The sequence below is a fragment of the Sphaerisporangium rufum genome (assembly GCF_016863395.1).
In the GTDB taxonomy this organism is placed as follows: Bacteria; Actinomycetota; Actinomycetes; order Streptosporangiales; family Streptosporangiaceae; genus Sphaerisporangium; species Sphaerisporangium rufum.
In genome coordinates this window covers 37,015-53,333 of record NZ_BOOU01000034.1, presented here as the reverse complement: position 1 = coordinate 53,333, position 16,319 = coordinate 37,015, and the positions used below count along the sequence as shown (strand labels likewise).

The window sequence follows — 16,319 nt, the reverse complement described above, 5'->3', positions numbered from 1 at the left end:
GCGTGATGGGAGGTTCCATGGGCGATGACGACCCGATGCTGCCGGCGGCGGTCGCCGGCGCGCTCGAGCGGTACCGCGACGCGCTGGCGGCGCACGGCATGAGCTGGACGGAGCCGCCGAGCCCCTACGTCCGGCTGATGGGCGTGTCCCGCTTCGCCGGCGAGGAGGAGTTCTTCCGGGCCGCCTTCGCCCGGGTCCGTACCGGGGCGGGCCCGGGCGCCACCGGCGACGAGATCACCCGGGTGCTGGAACTGGACTTCGACGAGGTGCTGCGCGACGCGGTGGGGGCGGCCCCGCCGGACGGGCTCGCCGTGCTGCGGATCACCCCCGACGGGCACCGGGTGGACGGCCGGCCCCGCACCGTGCTGGACGGCCGGCCGGTACCGCTGGCCCTGCTGCTGGACAACGCCGGTCCCGACCCGGTCCGCGTCACCGTGGCCGGCCGGCCGCACCGGGTCGGGGCGGGCGGCGCCCGCCTGGTGGACCTCGACTCGGCGGCCGAGGTGGCGGTGGCCGGCCGGCCGGTGGACCTGTCCGGCCTGACCCGCCGCGCGCCCGCCGCGCGGTTGCGGCTGCGTGCCGGGCTGCCCTGCCGGTGGAGCGTCTACGGCGCCGACGGCCAGGGCTGGTACCCGGCCGGGGCGCCGCCGCGCCGCGACCACCACGGCACCCCCTACTTCCACGGGGACGACCTGGTGCTCGACGTGCCCGCCGAGCCGCTGACCGTCCGGGTCACCCGGGGCATGGAGTACGAGATCGCCGAGACCGCGGTCGTCCCGGCGGGCGAGACCACCGTGGAGCTGGCACCGGCCCGGATCATCGACGCCGCCGCCCGCGGCTGGTACGGCGCCGACCTGCACGTGCACCTCAACTACTCCGGGGACGTGGTGGCCACCCCGGCGATGGCGGCCGCCGCCCAGCACGGCGAGGACCTGCACGTGCTCAACCTGCTCGCCGCCAACGTCTCCGGCGGGCAGGTGTACGACCGGGAGGCCCTGGCGCACTGGGCGGGCCGGGACCTGCCGTGGTCGGACGGCACGCACGTGGCCCGGATGGGCGCCGAGTACCGCGACGACCTGCTCGGGCACCTGCACGCCTTTGGGATCGCCGCCCCGCCCGGCCGCTACCACGCCGGTCCGGCCGGGGACCCGGCCCGGCCGCCCACCGGCGAGGTCTGCGAGGAACTGCGGGCGCTCGGCGGCGTCGTCGGGTACGCCCACACCTTCAAGACGCCGGTCGGCGAGCCGCGGGACGCCGTCGGCACCGGGCGCGCCGACTGCACCGCCCGGGCGGTGGTGGTGGACGCCGCGCTCGGCCTGGTGGACGCCATGGAGATCCTGCACTACGCCTCGGCCGCCGGCTCGTCGGCGGTCTACCGCCGGCTGCTCGGCGCCGGGAACCGGCTGGCCGCGGTGGCCGGCACCGACGCCATGCTCTCTTTCGGCCACCAGCGGATGGAGACGGTGACCAACCCGCCCGGCTGGGAGCGCACCTACGCGCGGGTGGACGGGCCGCTCACCGCGGCGGCCTACGCCGAGGCGGTGCGGCGCGGGCGCACCTTCGCCACCACCGGCCCGTTCCTGGAGCTGGCGGTGGACGGGCACGGCCTGGGCGACACCCTGGTCCGGGAACCGGGGGACCGGGTGGAGATCACCGCGCGGGCCACCGGCCCGGAGGTCGAACGGCTGGAGATCCGCACCGCCGGCGGCGTGCTCGCCGCGGGTCCGCCGCCGGTGCTGACCGCCGAGCTGGTGGTGGACTCGCCCACCTACGTGGTGCTGGTGGCCGGCGGCGGGCCGCATCGGCGGTCGCACTTCGCCGAGGTCTTCGCGCACACCAGCCCGGTCTACCTGGACGTGCGCGGCCGGCGGGTCGCCCGCCCCGCCGACGTCCGCTGGTGCCTGGCGTGGCTGGAACTGCTGGAGGAACTGGTCGGCGCGCACGTCCGGCCGGGGGCCGGCCGGCTGCGCGAGCACCTTTCGATGATCGACGAGGCCCGGCGGGTCTACCAGGCGCGGCTGCCCCGCTGACCCGCCGGCGCGGCGGGCGCTTCGGCGGCGGCCCGGCGCGGCGGGCGGTGCCCGGCCACCGGACCCGATACGGGCCCGGGAGCAGGGGCGGCGCCGGGCCGGAAATCGTCTGAGGCCGGTGCTTCGGGCCGCACGCGGCGGCCATTGCTGTCACCATGGCGTCACACTGTGTAATGGGAGGTGTCATGAGCGGTGATCCAGCGCTCTTCGAGGCGGTCGCCGCCGCCGGGTCCGGCCCGGGGGCCGGTGGCCGTCCGCTGCTGTACAGCCGGGTGATGAGCCTGTGCCGCCTGGTGGGCGAGGAGCGTTTCTTCCGCGCCGCGTTCAGCCGGGTCCGGGCGCCGGCCGGGCCCGAGGCCGGCCCGTGTTCCGGCGCGGCCGGCGACACCTGGGTGCTGGAGCTGGACGTCGAGGAGGTGCTCCGCGACGCGTTCGGCGCCACGAGCCCCGCCCCGGCCCCCCGGGCCGCCGGGGCGGTCCCGCGCGCCGACGCCTGAACGCCGACGCCTGAACAGGGCGGGACGCGTGCCCGGCCGCTGCGTGGGCACGTACCAGGGCATGCGCAAGGCCACCTTCACCCGCCCCAGGATCAGAAAGGCGCTCGGCGCGCTGGACCGGCGGCTGTTCTCGTCGGTCGCCACGGCGCGGCTGCCCGGGTTCCACCACGTGCTTCCCCGGTTGTCCCGGGCGGCGGACAACTCGCTGCTGTGGGCCGGGGCCGCCGCCGTTCTGGCCGTCACCGGCCGCCGGCGGATGCGGCGGGCCGCCACGCGCGGCCTGCTGGCGATCAGCGTGGCCAGTCCGGTGGTGAACCTGCTCGGCAAGCAGGCGTTCGCCCGCGCCCGGCCCGCGGTCGCCGACCTCGTGGACTTCCCGGCGGTCCGGCTGGGGCGCGTCCCGAGCTCGCACTCCTTCCCCTCCGGGCACTCGGCCGCCGCGGCGGCCTTCGCCACGGCGGTCGCGATGGAGGCGCCGCGCGGGGTCGCCGTCCCGGTCGCCGTCACCGCCGGCGCGGTCTGCTTCTCCCGGGTCTACACCGGGGTGCACTATCCGGGGGACGTGCTGGCCGGCGCGGCCATCGGCGTGCTCGCCGCGGCGGCCTCCCGCCGGATATGGCCGGAGCCCGCGGTGCTCGGCGAGGTCCGGGTCGCCGCCACCGCCCCGACCCGCGACCTCGACCCGCGCGGCGCCGGGGTGGTCGCCGTGGTGAACAACGGCACCGGCCGCGACCCCGGTACCGCCGCCGCGCTGCGCCGGGCGTTGCCGGACGCCGAGGTCGTGGAGGTGGCACCGGGTGACGACCTGGCCAAGCACCTGCACGAGGCGGCCGGCCGGGCCCTGGTGCTGGCCGTCGCGGGCGGCGACGGCACCATGGCCTGCGGCGCGCAGGCGGCGCTGGAGCAGGGCGTCCCGCTGCTGCCGGTCCCGGCCGGGACGCTGGACCACTTCGCGCGCACCCTCGGCCTGCAGACGGTGGCCGACGCGGTCGCCGCCTACCAGGCCGGGCACGTGGTGGCGGTCGACGTCGCCGAGGCGGCCGGCCGGGTGTTCCTGAACACCGCCACGCTCGGCATCCATCCGCTGGTGGTGGACCGGCGCGAGCGCTGGGAGCGCACAGTGGGGAGGTGGCCGGCGCTGGTGATGGCGATGGCCGACGCGCTGCTGCACGACCGGCGCCCCGAACCGCTGGTGATCGACGGGGTGCCGCGCCGGGTGTGGCTGCTGTTCGCCGGCAACTGCGCCTACCGGTCGCGGGGTGTCGCGCCGACGGTGCGCGACCGGCTGGAGGACGGCCTGCTCGACGTCCGGGTGCTGGCCGCGGCCGGCCGGCTGCCCCGGCTGCGGGCCCTGGCCAGCACCGTCGCCGGCGGGGTCGGGCTGTCGCGCAACTACCTGCGCTGGCGTGCCGACACCGTACGGATCGACGCGCCGGACGCGCCGGACGGGCAGGTCCGGCTGGCCCGCGACGGGGAGACCTTCAGCGTCGCCGGGCCGGTCGTGCTGGCCAAGCGGCCGCGCTCGCTGCTGGTGTTCCGCCCGCCCGGCTGATCCGCGGCCGGCGGTCCACGGCCGCCATGACCGCCCGGCTTGACAGTGCGGCGGCTCTCCCGGAATATCGGCGAATGATCGCCCCCCGGTGGCTCCCCCTCGCGCTCGTCGCGACGTTCGCGGTGTCGGCGTGCAGTTCCGGCGACGAGCCGGCCGACCAGTCCTCGCGGTTCTCCCGGAGCGCCCCGCCCGCGGGCGGCTCCACGCCCGCCCGTGCCGCCGCGCTCTCACCCGAGCGGTACTCCGCCGAGCTGACCGCGCAGGCGGGGCCGGTGGCCAAGGCGCTGGCCGGCATCGGCAGGTCGCGCTCGCTGAAGGCGCTCGGCGAGCGTTTGGAACGTGCCCGCGTGGCCGCCGCCGAGGCGGCGGCCGGGCTCGGCGTGCTCGTGCCGCCGGCGGACGCCGCCGCCGAGCACGCCGACTACGTGGCGGCGCTGCGTGACCTGACCGACGACTTGGACGACCTGCGCGAGTCGGTGGAGGGGCGGCGGCTGTGCACCTCCGGCGCCGTGCTGGCCAGGCTCGGCCGGGCGGAGGGTTTCGAGGCGGTGCGGTCGGCGGGCGGCGACCTGGCCGCCAAGGGCGACTACCCGGCCGAGGTGGCCACGGTGAAGGTCCCCGCGGCGCGTGACCGGCGGCTGGCCAACGGGGCGTTCGTGCGCTCGGGCGCCCGCTCCGGGCGGGGCACCCTCACCGTCGACAACGGCACCGGCAAGGACGCGGTGCTGACGCTGGTGCGCGGCGGCACCAAGGCGGTGTCCTTCTACGTGCGCAAGAAGCGGAAGGCGAAGATCGGCGGCGTGCCGGACGGCACCTACCGCATCTACTTCACCGGCGGTGCCGACTGGGACGGCAAGGCACGGGCGTTCACCCGCGACTGCGGGTTCCAGCGGTTCGAGGAGCCGGTGAAGTTCACCACGGTGCGCACCGGCAACCTCATCCGGTTCAGCACCTGGACGCTGACGCTGCAGCCGGTGGCCGGCGGTAACGCCCGCACCGCCGAGGTCGACCCGGACGGCTTCCCGCGCTGAGGGGAACGGCGGGCCGCCGGGCCGGGACGCGCCCGGGCCCGGCGGACGCCGCCGTCAGCTGGAGAAGAGCATGCCCACCCAGCCGCGCTGGTGATGACCGTGGCGGCCGTGGTGGCCGTGGTGCGGCGCGCCCCAGGCCGGACCGCCCGGGGCCGGCGGCGGGCCGTACTGTTGCTGGGCCCACTGCGTCTCCACCCGGGACAGCGTCTCCAGCTCGCCGTAGTCGAGGAAGATGCCGCGGCAGTTCTCGCACTGCTCGATGTGAACGCCGTTGCGATCGTAGGTGCGCATGACGCCGGGGCACTTCGGGCACTTCATCGATAGATCTCCTTCGTTGATCCGCAAGGCGACCCTACTGCCGCCGGGCGGCGCGGGTGATCCTTCCGCAGGAGGAGACGAGCGCCTGCTCGGCCTCGTCCAGCGGACGTCCCTCCTCGCCGGCCGCCGCGACCGCCGTGGCCGCCAACTGGACCGTCAACGCCCGGGCGGGCCGGTCGAGTTCCGGCCACGGATCGCCCGCGTCCACCGCCGGACCACCTGCACTGACATATCCCGATAAAAGGCGGTGCCATAACTCCGGGTCGAGGAGTCCGGCGGCGTACCAGGCGGCGGGACGGGCCAGATCCCACACCGGATCGCCCAGCCCGAGGTCGTCCACGTCGATCAGCAGCCAGCGGTCCCGGTACCGGACGATCTGGCCGAGATGCCAGTCGCCGTGCGCCAGGCCGGTGCCCGTGCCGCCCCCGGCGGGCAGGGTGCGCGCGGCCCGCCGGACGGCCGCGGCCGCGGCGGCGGGCGCCCCCGGCGCGCCGGCCAGCCGGGCCAGCGCCCGGGCCACCCGGTCCGGGCCGCCGGCCGGGGGCAGCCCGAGGCCGCCGGCCGGCGTCGCGTGCAGCCGGGCGAGCAGGCCGGCCGCGGCCTCCCAGGGCGCGGCCGCCGGATCGCCGGCCGGGTCCACCGCCTCGCCGGCCGGCCAGACGGTGACCAGGCGCCCCGCCACCCGCAGGGCCCGGTCGGACGCCGGCGGCAGCAGCAGGTCCGGCAGGGCGGCGGCCGCGCGCAGCCGGGCGTTCAGCGCCGCCTCCGCCGTGCCCGGCTCGTGGGCCTTCACCACCAGCTCGCCGGCGCGCACCACCGTGACCCGGGTCCGCTTGAGCACCGTCGCCGCGCGTGGCGACACCCCCGCCACGCCGGCCAGGGCCTCCGGTAAGCCGCCTGCCACCCCGGTATCGTCCTCGACGGTCACCGGATCACTGTAGGACCGCGCCTTAGGGTGGGGGGCATGAAGATTGGATTCGGCGCGCCCATCTCCGGCTCGTGGGCCACCCCGCGCAACGCGCTGCGGATCGCCCGCGGCGCCGAGGAACTCGGCTACGCGACGCTGTGGACCTTCCAGCGGCTGCTCTATCCGGTGGGGCACGACATGGGGCCGGTCTACCGGTCGGTGCGCGACCCGATCGTCACGCTGTCCTACCTCGCCGGGGTGACCGAGCGCATCGGGCTCGGCCTGGCCGTGGTCAACCTGCCGTTCATGTCCCCGGTGCTGCTGGCCAAGCAACTGGCCACCCTGCAGGACGTCTCCGCGGGCCGGCTGTCGGCCGGGCTCGGGCTCGGCTGGGTCCCCGAGGAGTTCGCCGCCTCGGGCGTGCCGATGGCCGCCCGCGGGCGCCGCGCGGTGGAGTACCTCCAGGTGCTGCGGCTGCTGTGGGGCGAGGAGATCATCTCCCACCAGGGGGAGTTCTACCAGGTGCCGCCGGTCCACCAGGACCCCAAGCCGGTCACGCCGCCGCCGCTGCTGCTCGGTGGCACCGCCGAGGTGGCGCTGCGCCGGGCCGGGGAGATCGCCGACGGCTGGATCAGCTCCAGCCGCGCCGACCTCACCGCGATCCGTGATCAGATCTACATTGTAAAGGAGGCGGCCGCGGCCGCCGGCCGCGACCCGGAGGCGCTGAGCTTCGTGTGCCGCGGCGTCACCCGGCTGCGGCCGCCCGGATCGCCGGACCGGCGCCCGCTGACCGGCTCGCCGGACGAGATCCGGGCCGACGTCGCGGCGCTGGCCGCCGCCGGGGTGACCGAGGTCTTCCACGACCTCAATTTCGACCCCGAGATCGGCTCGCCGGACGCCGATCCGGCCGAGTCCATGCGCCGCGCCGAGGAGGCCCTGACGGCGCTGGCCCCGGAGGCGTAGGGGGCCGTCCGCCGGCCGGTCCCGGCATTTCGCCGCGGGGCCGGCGAGGTGGCATGCTGGGCCCGACGTACCGCGGCGAACCGGGGGAAGCGTGGACGAGCGCAAACCGATCGAATGCTGGCTGTCGGACATGGACGGTGTCCTGGTGCACGAGGGCCAGCCGGTGCCCGGCGCCGAGGAGTTCATCCGCCGTCTTCGCGAGTCCGGCCGCCGGTTCCTGGTGCTGACGAACAACTCCATCTACACGCCGCGCGACCTGTCGGTGCGGCTGCGCGGCGCGGGCCTTGAGGTGCCGCCGGAGTCGATCTGGACCTCGGCGCTGGCCACCGCGCAGTTCCTGCACGACCAGCGGCCCGGCGGTACGGCGTACGTGATCGGCGAGGCGGGGCTGACCACCGCGCTGCACGAGGTGGGATACATCCTGACCGACATCGCGCCGGACTACGTGGTGCTGGGCGAGACGCGCACCTACAGCTTCACCGCGATCACCCGGGCCATCCGGTTGATCGAGGCGGGCAGCCGGTTCATCGCCACCAACCCCGATGCCGTCGGCCCGTCCAACGAGGGGTCGCTGCCGGCCTGCGGCGCGGTGGCCGCGATGATCACCAAGGCGACCGGCGTGCAGCCCTACTTCGTCGGCAAGCCCAACCCGATGATGATGCGCAGCGCGCTGAACGCGATCGAGGGCCACAGCGAGAGCACCGCGATGATCGGCGACCGGATGGACACCGACATCGTGTCCGGCATGGAGGCCGGCCTGCACACCATCCTGGTGCTCACCGGGGTCACCGCCGAGGATCAGGTCGACCGCTACCCGTTCCGCCCGTCGCGGGTGGTGCGCTCGGTGGCGGATCTGATCGAACTCGTCGAGTGACCGCCGGTTCCTGTCAGGTATGCCGGGGAAGATGGGGCCCATGACCGACGTCTACCTCGAGATCGGCCCCAAGAAGAAGGTCTTCGCCTGCGCCCCCGACTGGCCCGGCTGGTGCCGGGCCGGCAAGACCGAGGAGGCGGCGCTCGCGGCCCTGGCCGACTACATCCCCCGTTACCGGAAGATCGCTCAGCGGGCCGGCCTGCCCTTCGAGCCGGACGCCCTCACCGTGGCCGAGCGGGTGACCGGCAACTCGACCACCGACTTCGGCGCCCCCGCCGCGGTGCCCGAACTGGACGCCCGCCCGGTGGACGCGGCGGTCGCCGAGCGTGACACGGCACTGCTGCGGGCCTGCTGGGCGGCCTTCGACGAGCTGGCCGCCGCCTCGCCGAGCGAGCTGCGCAAGGGCCCGCGCGGCGGCGGGCGCGATCGCGACAAGATGATCGCGCACGTGGTGGAGGCCGAACGCTCCTACGCCCGGCTGATCGGGGTGCGCCACCGGCCGTTCCCGCCGGCGGACGCCGCGGCCCGGGACGCGCTGCGCGATGAGATCGCCGCGGTGCTCGGCAAGCCCTCCGACGGCGTGCCGCTCGCGGCCAAGGGGTGGCCGGCGCGCTACGCCGCCCGGCGGATGGCCTGGCACGTCATCGACCATCTCTGGGAGATGGAGGACCGCCGGCCCTGACGGCCGGGGCGCCACCGGCGACCGGCGTGGTGATCGGTGCCGCGCCTTCGCCGGTGCCCCGCGGGTTCGGCCGCCGGGCTCAGAACCCGTCGGGGCGGCGCAGGCGCTTGACGTCCGAGCGGCGTTTCTTGGCCGCCAGCCGACGCTCGGCCGCGCCGCGCGACGGCTTGGTCGGGCGGCGGCGCTTGGGCGGGGGAGCGGTGGCCTCGGCGAGCAGGCCGGCCAGCCGGGCCTTGGCCGCCTCGCGGTTGCGCAGCTGCGAGCGGTACTCGGCCGCGGCGATGGTGAGCACGCCGTCCACCAGCCGGGGCGCCAGCCGCTCCAGCGCCCGGGCCTTGAGGACCGGCGGCAGCGTGGTGGTGCCCGCGAGGTCGAAGCTCAGCTCCACCCGGCTGTCGGTGGTGTTCACCCCCTGGCCGCCGGGCCCAGAGGACCGGGAGAAACGCCAGCAGAGCTCGGCGTCCGGGATGACGACCGAGCCGCGGACGGTGACCGGGCCGGACATTCCCCCAGAGTAGCCGGTGCCCCTGGTCGGCGATCAACCGGTTTCCCGGCGGCCGGGGCTGTCCGGTTCAGGACGATCTCGGCCGGATGCCGGGACGGTGGTTGTCGGGGTCGGCGGCGTGCGGGACAGTGGGCGTGTCCCCGGCCCCGGCGCGTGCGGGCCGGGCGCGTCGCACGGGGAGGGCCGCGGTGGCGGGGATCGTGGGGGTCCACGGGATCGGCAAGTACCACTACTTCGCCGAGGCCGGCTCGGCCGCGGGGGCCGCGGCGGTGATGCGCGCCAAGTGGGACCGGTACCTGCACGCCGGGCTGACCCGCGGCGCGCCCTACCGCGGCGAGGCCTACCTGTCGGAGGTCGCCTACTACGCCCACCTGCTGCGCGCCGAGGTGCCCGCCGCCGTGCGGCGGGAGCTGCGGGCGATGGATCCGCCGGCCAAGCTGGTGCTGGCCGGCTGGATGCGCCAGGCCGGCGCGGCCGGCGCGTTCGCGGGGGAGGGCCTCACCGGGCTGGTCCACCGGGCCGCCGAGTGGCTGCTGCCGCTGCTCGGCCCGCGGGCGGTGGACTTCGCCGAGGACTTCTGCCCGGAGGTCGCCGCCTACCTCGCCTCGGCCGACGCCGCCGCCCGGGTGCGCTCGCGCGAGGCGGTCGCCGAGGTGATCCGCCGCAACCGGCCGGACGTCGTCATCGCGCACTCGCTGGGCAGCGTGGTGGCCTACGAGGCGCTGTGCGCGCACCCGGACCTGTCGGTGGAGCTGCTGGTCACCCTGGGCAGCCCGCTCGGCATGCGCGGCGTGGTGTTCGAGCGGCTGCGGCCGCTGCCCAGCCAGGGGCGTGGCATCGGCCCGAAAGGGGTGCGCACCTGGATCAACATCGCCGACAAGGACGACATCGCCGCGATTCCCGGCGCGCTGAAGGCCTGCTTCGACGGGGTGACCCGCGACGAGCGGGTCAACATCGACTGGGCGGATTTCCACACCGTCCGCCACTACCTTGGGTGCGGGGCTGTCAACGCGTGCGTGCAGCCCTTCCTCAAGAACGCGGTTCGGTAATATCTCGATCATGAAATGGGTGCTGTTCGACTACGGGGAAGTGCTGTGCCACGCGCAGCCCGCGGCCGACCGGGAACGCCTGGTGGCCGCCTCGGGGATGGACCCGGACCACTTCTGGCGACACTACTGGGAGCACCGGCTGGAATTCGACCGGGGCACCCTGGCGCCGGACGCCTACTGGTCGGAGGTCCTGGACCGCTCGCTCGGCGACCTGGAGGTCGCCCGGCTGGTCGACCTGGACGTCGAAAGCTGGACGCACGCCAACGACGCGGCGGTCGCCGTGCTGAAGGAGATCCGGGCCGCCGGGCACCCGGTCGGGCTGCTGTCCAACGCGCCCGCGTGCGTGGCCGACGGCATCGAACGGTTGTCCTTCGTCCAGGAGATGGACGCCCGCTTCTACAGCGGCCACCTCGGACTGGTCAAGCCGGACGCGGAGATCTACCTCCGGGTCGCCGCCCGGCTGGGTGCCCGTCCGGGTGACTGCGTGTTCGTCGACGACCGGCTGGTGAACGTCAGCGGAGCGGAGTCGGCCGGGATGACGGCCGTCCACTTCCGGGACGCCGGCGCGCTGCGGGACGACCTGGCGGCGGCGCTGGCCGCACCGGGCCGCGCCTCCTGACCGGCCCGTCACCCGGCCGGGGCATTCCACTCCTGTGACCCGTACCGGCGCATCGCCGGACCTATCTGGGGGAATACGGGTCACAACCGGATAACGGAGGCGTGGAAATGACCATCGGCGGAATCATCAGCGCGATCATCATCGGTGCCATCATCGGCGTGCTCGCGCGGCTCATCATCCCGGGGCGGCAGCCCATTCCCTGGTGGCTCACCATCATCGTCGGCATCGTCGCGGCGCTGATCGGCACGGCCATCGCCCGCGGCCTCGGCGTCGCCACCACCAGCGGTATCGACTGGATCGAGCTGATCATACAGATCGTCCTCGCCATCATCGGCGTCCTGATCGCCGTCGCCCTGTGGACGAGACGCGGCCGGGTCACCTGACCCGCCGCCCTCGCCTCCCGCCGGCCCGGGCGTCCGGCGGCGCGGTCCCGCCGGCCGCGCCGCCGCGGCCCCGGGCGTGCGGCGGTTGTTCACGCCGCCGACACCGGGTCCTCGCCGGCCGGCCGGCCCGGCCCGCTGCACTGGGCGTGTGCAGCGGAAACCCTCACGCAGAGCGTTCCTCATCGGCGCGGCCGCCGGCGGCCTGGTGCCGCTCGCCTCCGCCCGGGCCGCCACCGGCGCCGCCCGGCCGGGCCGCGCGCTCCCCGACCCCTTCACGCTGGGGATCGCCTCCGGCGACCCGTCGGCCGACGGCTTCGTGCTGTGGACCCGGCTGGCCCCCGAGCCGCTCGCCCCGGACGGCCATGGCGGCATGCCGTCCCGTGACGTCGAGGTGGCCTGGCAGATCGCGGCCGACGAGCGCTTCCGCACCGTGGTGCGCTCGGGCACCGTCACCGCGCGCCGGGACGGCGGACCGCCAGCCCGTCCGGGGTCACCGCGACCGACGAGCCGAACAGGTCGCCGGGGCGGCCGGCCCGCCCGGCGAGCAGCGCGTGGTGCCGGGCGGTGAGCCCGCCGGTCCGGGTGCCCGCCAGCACCAGCACCCGGCCGGCGCCGGGCGCGCCGGCGGCGAGTTCGGCGTCCCCGTCCCCGTTGAGGTTGCCGGCCGCCAGCGCCGAACCGAGCCGGTCGGTGCTGCGGGCGCGCCCGCGCACGCCCCGGGCGTCCAGCGTCCAGAACTCGCCGCCCGACGCGCGCGGGCCGCGCGGGCCGCCGTACAGCACGTGCACCGCCCCGTCCCCGTACATGGGCCCGTCCTGGAAGCGGTCCAGCCCTTCGCCGGGCACGCCGACCGCCAGGTCGTCGCGGCCGTCGCCGTCGAAGTCGCCGGTGACGACCGCCGAGCCGAACGCGGCGCCCCGCCCCGGTTCGCCGGCGATCCCCGCCCGGCCCTGCGCGAGCGTGCCCGCCGGGCGGGCGTCGCGGAACAGGCTGACCGCGCCGGCCCTGTAGCGCCCGGCCACGGTGGCGTAGGGGGCGGTGACGGCCAGGCCGGGCACCCGGCACGCCGCCGCGGTGGTCTGGACGGTTCCGGTGGCCGGGACGGTTCCGGCGGTCCGGGCGCTTCCGGCGGTCCGGGCGGCCGCATCGGTCGTGGCGGCCCGGGCGGTCGCGTCGGCTCGGACGGTCCTGGCGTGCCGCGCGGCCCCGGCGTCCCGGACGGCGGACGCGGTGGACCCGGCGGCCGCCGCCGGCGGGAACGCCGGCGGCAGCAGCGCCAGAGCGGCGGTGAGCAGGCACGATGCCCGCATGATGGTCATGGCCGGATCATCCCCCGCGATCCGGACATCGGTCCCACCAGGTGGTGACGCGGGCACGTCGGCCCGCTGAACTCACCCCGCCGGCCGTCCGCCGTGCCCGGTCAGCGGTAACCGCCGCACGACGGGGCCGGGAGCGCGAACGCCACCGCCTTGCCGGCACCGCCGCCGACCGACATCGTCGTCGGGTAGGCGTAACAGTGGCCGTAGGAGAGCCGGTGGGCGAGCAGCAGGCCGCGCCCGTTCTCGGCGAACGGCGCCGGGTCGTGCTCGGGCCCGGTGTGCAGGCCGGCGAGGATGGCGAGGATCCCGTCCAGGCCATGGCCGCCGTCCACCATCTCGCACCACACCGGGATGCCGCTCAGGCAGTGCACACGCAGCTCGTACGGGCCGCACGCGTGCTTCTCGGCGTTGGCCGCCAGCTCGGCGACGATGATCTCGGCGTCGCTCACCCCGTCGGCGGCCACCCCGGCCCGCTCCAGGGCCTCGCGCAGCGCGGCGCGCGCACCACGCGAGGCCGACCCGGCGCGCAGCATGGTGACCAGGACGCGGAAGGCGTCATCGCCTCCACCGCCCGGGACGCCGGCGGGCGGGCGGTCCGCCGCCAGGACCCCGGTGCGTTGAAGAGCCTCCTTCGGGACGGGCTGCTGGGCGCGCATTGGCTGATCACTCCTTGCATCTTGACGGACTGTGACGCGGAGGAAGCGCGCGGTGATCCCCCCGAGGTGAGTCCGATGGTGCGGCAGCGCGTCACGGAGCGGTAAGCCGCGCCACCGATAGCCATCCCTGATCTGTCCGTGATCGGTCAAACCGATCTGCCCGGGCGATCGGTCCGACCGTTATCCCTGCGCGCGCCGCGCCGGGACGGCTTAATTGATGGAAGCGAACGGGCGTTTCCTCCGGCGGAAGGTCGACATGAATGTCACCCATGTCAGCGAGCAGGCGATCAGCTTCGCCATCTGGGAGCGGCCCGCCATGCGGCAGGCGCTGGCGTCCCGCGACATCGCGGGCGTCTACCAGCTGCTGCAGCGCGTGGGCGTCTCCCAGCGCCGGATCGCCGCGCTGACCGGGCAGTCCCAGTCGGAGATCTCCGAGATCCTCAACGGCCGCCAGGTCATGGCCTACGACGTCCTGGTGCGCATCGCCGACGGCCTCGGCGTGCCCCGCGGTTACATGGGGCTGGCCTACGACGGCGACTCCCAGCACCCGCTGCCCGCCGTCTACCAGGAGGACGGCGACGAGGACGAGCAGGTCCGCAAGCTGCTGGCGCACGCCGCGCAGGTGACCATCGGCGCCGCCCCCGCCTCGGTCGAGGAGTGGAGCCGCCCGCTGCCGCACCAGGAGACGCCGGTGCCGGACCGGATCGGCGAGGCGGAGGTCGAGACGGTGGAGAAGGTCACCGAGTCACTGCGCGCGCTCGACTACCGGTACGGCGGCGGCATCTGCCGGGACGCGGTGCTCGCCCAGCTCGGCTGGTCGAACCAGTTACTGAGGGCGAGCTGCACCGAGGAGGTGGGGCGCCGGCTGCACCGGGCGCTGGCCGACCAGCACAACCTGGCGGGCTGGACGGCCTTCGACGTCGGCCTGTACCCCGCGGCCCGCCGGCACCTGGCGCGCGCCCTGGAGCAGGCCAAGTACGCCGGCGATCCGTCGCTGGCGGCCAACATCCTGTACCGGATGGGCCGGGTCCACCTGCACCAGGAGCGGGTGAAGGACGCGCTGCGCTTCTTCCAGCTCGGCCAGATCAGCGCCCAGGACGCCAGCTGCGAGCTCACCGTCGCCATGCTGTGCGTGAACGAGGCCTGGGCCTACGCGCTGCTCGGCGACGAGAAGCTCGCCCTGAAGTCGGTGAGCCGGGCCCGCGACGAGTTCGCCCGCGCCGACCAGGACTCGGCGCCGGGCTGGGTGCGGTTCTTCGGCCAGGCCGACCTGGACGCGGCCAGCGGCGTGACGCTGTCCAACCTGGTCGCCAGCGACGCCCACCTGTCGGAGGCGGCCGAGCTGCTGGCCGCGAGCGTCGAGGGCCGGGCGCACGACATGGCGCGCAGCAAGGTGTTCGAACTCATCGCACTGGCCACCGTCCAGCTGCTCCTGGGCGAGGTGGAGGCCGGGCTGGACCACGGCCACCAGGCGGTCACCCTGGTCACCCAGCTCCGGTCGGTACGCACGATCGACCGGCTGGCGCCGCTGGAGAAGGCGGCGTTCAAACGCCGGGCCGCGGCGGGCGCCGACCACCTCCTGCAGCGCATCGCGGACGTGCGGATCAACCCGCAGCGGTGAGCACGCCCGGCCGTCCCGGGCCACGGTACGCGCCGGAGGTTGCCGGTTACTTAAAGTAATCAGTCAAATGCTTAGCGCTGCCTTGCGGTCGCTGTAGAGGATGTCGGCGCATCCGATTCCGTGGCCACGCCGGGCCCGCGCACCGCCCGCGCGACGGCGGCCGCGCCGTTCCCGCTCCGGCACCGTCGCGTGGCCGCCGTACCCGGCGACGCCCCCGCGACCCGGACGAGACCGGCGCTCCCGGGCCGGCGCGCGGGGGCGCCCAGTGCTCTCCCCGTACCAGACCGGCATCCCCGCACGACCCTTTCGAGCAAGACGACAAGGACGTACAAGAACCGATGACGATCTCCGCAGTACAGAACCCCTCCGGCGGGCTCACCCGCGACACCCTGGACGGCCTGCTCGCGGCGCTGTGCGCCGAGACGGGGCTCGACCCGGAGGGGGCCGAACTCATCAAGTTCACCAACAACGCGGTGTTCCGGCTCCGCGCCGACCCGGTGGTCGTCCGGATCGCCGGCTCCACCGCGGCCCGGGAACGGGCCGGCACCGTGGTGCGGGTGGCGCGCTGGCTGGCCGGATACGGCTTCCCGGCCGTGCGGCTGCTGCCGGGCTGGGAGCGGCCCATCCGGCTGCGCGGGCAGGTGATCACCTTGTGGGAGCGGGTGCCGGAGGGCGGGCCGCGGCCGGACGGCGCCGGGCTGGCCGAGCTGCTCAAGAGCCTGCACCACCTGCCCGATCCGCCCGGTGACCTGCCCCGCTGGCGGCCGATGGACGAGGTGCGCCAGCGGCTCGCCGAGCCGGAGGACCTATCCCCGGCCGACCAGGCCTTCCTGCGCCGGGAATGCGACGAGGTGGAGGAGCAGCTCGCCCGGGTGCGGTTCGAGCTGCCGGCGGGGGTCATCCACGGGGACGCGTTCCTCGGCAACCTCATCCCCGGGCCGGGCGGTCCGGTGCTGTGCGACTTCGACAGCACCAGCATCGGCCCTCGCGAGTGGGATCTGGTGCCGGTCGCGGTCGGCCGGCTGCGGCTGGACTATCCGACCGACGACCAGGCCATGCTCGCCGAGCACTACGGCCACGACATCACCGCCTGGGACGGCTTCCCGGTGCTGCGCCGGCTGCGCGAGCTCAAGCTGGTGACCAGCGTGCTGCCGATCCTGCGCAGCCAGCCGGCGATCCGCGCGCAGTGGGAGCACCGCATGCGCACGTACAAGGCGCGCGACCTGCACGCCAGGTGGCAGCCGTACCGCTGAGCGGCGGCGGCCGGACCCGGCCGCCGCGTGCCGCGGCGGCCCGGGCCGTGCCAGGATAGG

General features: G+C 75.5%; 18 protein-coding genes. 13 read left to right on the top strand and 5 right to left on the bottom strand.

The window, feature by feature from the left end; genetic code table 11:
* The first annotated feature begins 17 nt into the window (after nucleotides 1-17).
* From Sru01_RS11560 to Sru01_RS11545, 4 genes are all read left to right on the top strand, one after another.
* Nucleotides 18-2,030 (top strand): CehA/McbA family metallohydrolase, encoded by a 2,013-nt coding sequence (locus Sru01_RS11560; RefSeq protein ID WP_239137304.1) that lies wholly within the window; start codon nucleotides 18-20, stop codon nucleotides 2,028-2,030.
* Nucleotides 2,031-2,215: 185 nt separating this feature from the next.
* Nucleotides 2,216-2,527: a hypothetical protein gene (locus Sru01_RS11555; protein ID WP_203984157.1), complete on the top strand. Its 312-nt coding sequence runs from the start codon at nucleotides 2,216-2,218 to the stop codon at nucleotides 2,525-2,527.
* 28 nt (nucleotides 2,528-2,555) lie between these two features.
* Nucleotides 2,556-4,079 carry a bifunctional phosphatase PAP2/diacylglycerol kinase family protein gene (locus Sru01_RS11550; protein ID WP_203984156.1) on the top strand — a complete coding sequence of 508 codons (1,524 nt, stop codon included), beginning with the start codon at nucleotides 2,556-2,558 and terminating at the stop codon, nucleotides 4,077-4,079.
* Nucleotides 4,080-4,153: 74 nt separating this feature from the next.
* Nucleotides 4,154-5,110, top strand: coding sequence for a hypothetical protein (locus tag Sru01_RS11545; RefSeq protein WP_203984155.1), 957 nt, complete (start codon nucleotides 4,154-4,156; stop codon nucleotides 5,108-5,110).
* A gap of 54 nt (nucleotides 5,111-5,164) precedes the next feature.
* Here Sru01_RS11545 and Sru01_RS11540 read toward each other — a convergent pair whose 3' ends face one another.
* Together Sru01_RS11540 and Sru01_RS11535 are read right to left on the bottom strand one after the other, a co-directional pair.
* Nucleotides 5,165-5,428, bottom strand: coding sequence for a TFIIB-type zinc ribbon-containing protein (locus Sru01_RS11540; protein ID WP_203984154.1), 264 nt, complete (start codon nucleotides 5,426-5,428; stop codon nucleotides 5,165-5,167).
* A gap of 34 nt (nucleotides 5,429-5,462) precedes the next feature.
* Nucleotides 5,463-6,356, bottom strand: a complete 894-nt coding sequence (locus Sru01_RS11535; protein ID WP_203984153.1) for a phosphotransferase family protein — start codon at nucleotides 6,354-6,356, stop codon at nucleotides 5,463-5,465.
* A 36-nt stretch (nucleotides 6,357-6,392) separates the two neighbouring features.
* Here Sru01_RS11535 and Sru01_RS11530 point away from each other — a divergent pair, with 36 nt between their 5' ends.
* From Sru01_RS11530 to Sru01_RS11520, 3 genes are all read left to right on the top strand, one after another.
* Nucleotides 6,393-7,298, top strand: coding sequence for a TIGR03619 family F420-dependent LLM class oxidoreductase (locus tag Sru01_RS11530; protein ID WP_203984152.1), 906 nt, complete (start codon nucleotides 6,393-6,395; stop codon nucleotides 7,296-7,298).
* A gap of 91 nt (nucleotides 7,299-7,389) precedes the next feature.
* Nucleotides 7,390-8,172: an HAD-IIA family hydrolase gene (locus Sru01_RS11525; RefSeq protein WP_239137302.1), complete on the top strand. Its 783-nt coding sequence runs from the start codon at nucleotides 7,390-7,392 to the stop codon at nucleotides 8,170-8,172.
* Nucleotides 8,173-8,212: 40 nt separating this feature from the next.
* Nucleotides 8,213-8,854, top strand: a complete 642-nt coding sequence (locus Sru01_RS11520; RefSeq protein ID WP_239137300.1) for a hypothetical protein — start codon at nucleotides 8,213-8,215, stop codon at nucleotides 8,852-8,854.
* 79 nt (nucleotides 8,855-8,933) lie between these two features.
* Here Sru01_RS11520 and arfB read toward each other — a convergent pair whose 3' ends face one another.
* Nucleotides 8,934-9,359: an alternative ribosome rescue aminoacyl-tRNA hydrolase ArfB gene (gene arfB / locus Sru01_RS11515; protein ID WP_203984149.1), complete on the bottom strand. Its 426-nt coding sequence runs from the start codon at nucleotides 9,357-9,359 to the stop codon at nucleotides 8,934-8,936.
* A gap of 188 nt (nucleotides 9,360-9,547) precedes the next feature.
* Here arfB and Sru01_RS11510 point away from each other — a divergent pair, with 188 nt between their 5' ends.
* The 4 genes from Sru01_RS11510 (at nucleotide 9,548) to Sru01_RS36575 (ending at nucleotide 11,978) form a co-directional block, all read left to right on the top strand.
* Entirely contained in the window at nucleotides 9,548-10,408 is an 861-nt protein-coding gene (locus Sru01_RS11510; RefSeq protein ID WP_203984147.1) for a hypothetical protein, read from the top strand.
* A gap of 10 nt (nucleotides 10,409-10,418) precedes the next feature.
* Nucleotides 10,419-11,027 (top strand): HAD family hydrolase, encoded by a 609-nt coding sequence (locus tag Sru01_RS11505; RefSeq protein WP_203984145.1) that lies wholly within the window; start codon nucleotides 10,419-10,421, stop codon nucleotides 11,025-11,027.
* 107 nt (nucleotides 11,028-11,134) lie between these two features.
* Nucleotides 11,135-11,410 (top strand): GlsB/YeaQ/YmgE family stress response membrane protein, encoded by a 276-nt coding sequence (locus tag Sru01_RS11500; RefSeq protein WP_203984143.1) that lies wholly within the window; start codon nucleotides 11,135-11,137, stop codon nucleotides 11,408-11,410.
* 76 nt (nucleotides 11,411-11,486) lie between these two features.
* Nucleotides 11,487-11,978, top strand: coding sequence for a PhoD-like phosphatase N-terminal domain-containing protein (locus Sru01_RS36575; protein ID WP_373869515.1), 492 nt, complete (start codon nucleotides 11,487-11,489; stop codon nucleotides 11,976-11,978).
* On the opposite strand, the gene Sru01_RS11490 is transcribed toward Sru01_RS36575, so the two are convergent.
* The gene (locus Sru01_RS11490; protein ID WP_203984139.1) at nucleotides 11,860-12,729 is read right to left on the bottom strand and encodes an FG-GAP repeat protein; all 870 of its coding nucleotides are present in this window, start codon (nucleotides 12,727-12,729) and stop codon (nucleotides 11,860-11,862) included. The genes Sru01_RS36575 and Sru01_RS11490 overlap by 119 nt on opposite strands.
* 101 nt (nucleotides 12,730-12,830) lie before the next feature.
* Complete coding sequence (locus tag Sru01_RS11485; protein ID WP_203984137.1) at nucleotides 12,831-13,385, bottom strand: ATP-binding protein; 555 nt, start codon at nucleotides 13,383-13,385, stop codon at nucleotides 12,831-12,833.
* A 256-nt stretch (nucleotides 13,386-13,641) separates the two neighbouring features.
* Here Sru01_RS11485 and Sru01_RS11480 point away from each other — a divergent pair, with 256 nt between their 5' ends.
* Entirely contained in the window at nucleotides 13,642-15,006 is a 1,365-nt protein-coding gene (locus tag Sru01_RS11480; protein ID WP_203984136.1) for a helix-turn-helix domain-containing protein, read from the top strand.
* 338 nt (nucleotides 15,007-15,344) lie between these two features.
* Nucleotides 15,345-16,259 carry a phosphotransferase enzyme family protein gene (locus tag Sru01_RS11475; RefSeq protein WP_203984135.1) on the top strand — a complete coding sequence of 305 codons (915 nt, stop codon included), beginning with the start codon at nucleotides 15,345-15,347 and terminating at the stop codon, nucleotides 16,257-16,259.
* The last annotated feature ends 60 nt before the right edge of the window (nucleotides 16,260-16,319 follow it).

What these genes read in the sequence shown, in the direction of transcription:
- Sru01_RS11560 (WP_239137304.1), top strand. Translation starts at nt 18, where the DNA reads ATGGGCGATGACGACCCGATGCTGCCGGCGGCGGTCGCCGGCGCGCTC.
- Sru01_RS11555 (WP_203984157.1), top strand. Translation starts at nt 2,216, where the DNA reads ATGAGCGGTGATCCAGCGCTCTTCGAGGCGGTCGCCGCCGCCGGGTCC.
- Sru01_RS11545 (WP_203984155.1), top strand. Translation starts at nt 4,154, where the DNA reads ATGATCGCCCCCCGGTGGCTCCCCCTCGCGCTCGTCGCGACGTTCGCG.
- Sru01_RS11540 (WP_203984154.1), bottom strand. Translation starts at nt 5,428, where the DNA reads ATGAAGTGCCCGAAGTGCCCCGGCGTCATGCGCACCTACGATCGCAAC.
- Sru01_RS11530 (WP_203984152.1), top strand. Translation starts at nt 6,393, where the DNA reads ATGAAGATTGGATTCGGCGCGCCCATCTCCGGCTCGTGGGCCACCCCG.
- Sru01_RS11520 (WP_239137300.1), top strand. Translation starts at nt 8,213, where the DNA reads ATGACCGACGTCTACCTCGAGATCGGCCCCAAGAAGAAGGTCTTCGCC.
- arfB (WP_203984149.1), bottom strand. Translation starts at nt 9,359, where the DNA reads ATGTCCGGCCCGGTCACCGTCCGCGGCTCGGTCGTCATCCCGGACGCC.
- Sru01_RS11505 (WP_203984145.1), top strand. Translation starts at nt 10,419, where the DNA reads ATGAAATGGGTGCTGTTCGACTACGGGGAAGTGCTGTGCCACGCGCAG.
- Sru01_RS11500 (WP_203984143.1), top strand. Translation starts at nt 11,135, where the DNA reads ATGACCATCGGCGGAATCATCAGCGCGATCATCATCGGTGCCATCATC.
- Sru01_RS11490 (WP_203984139.1), bottom strand. Translation starts at nt 12,729, where the DNA reads ATGACCATCATGCGGGCATCGTGCCTGCTCACCGCCGCTCTGGCGCTG.
- Sru01_RS11485 (WP_203984137.1), bottom strand. Translation starts at nt 13,385, where the DNA reads ATGCGCGCCCAGCAGCCCGTCCCGAAGGAGGCTCTTCAACGCACCGGG.
- Sru01_RS11480 (WP_203984136.1), top strand. Translation starts at nt 13,642, where the DNA reads ATGAATGTCACCCATGTCAGCGAGCAGGCGATCAGCTTCGCCATCTGG.
- Sru01_RS11475 (WP_203984135.1), top strand. Translation starts at nt 15,345, where the DNA reads ATGACGATCTCCGCAGTACAGAACCCCTCCGGCGGGCTCACCCGCGAC.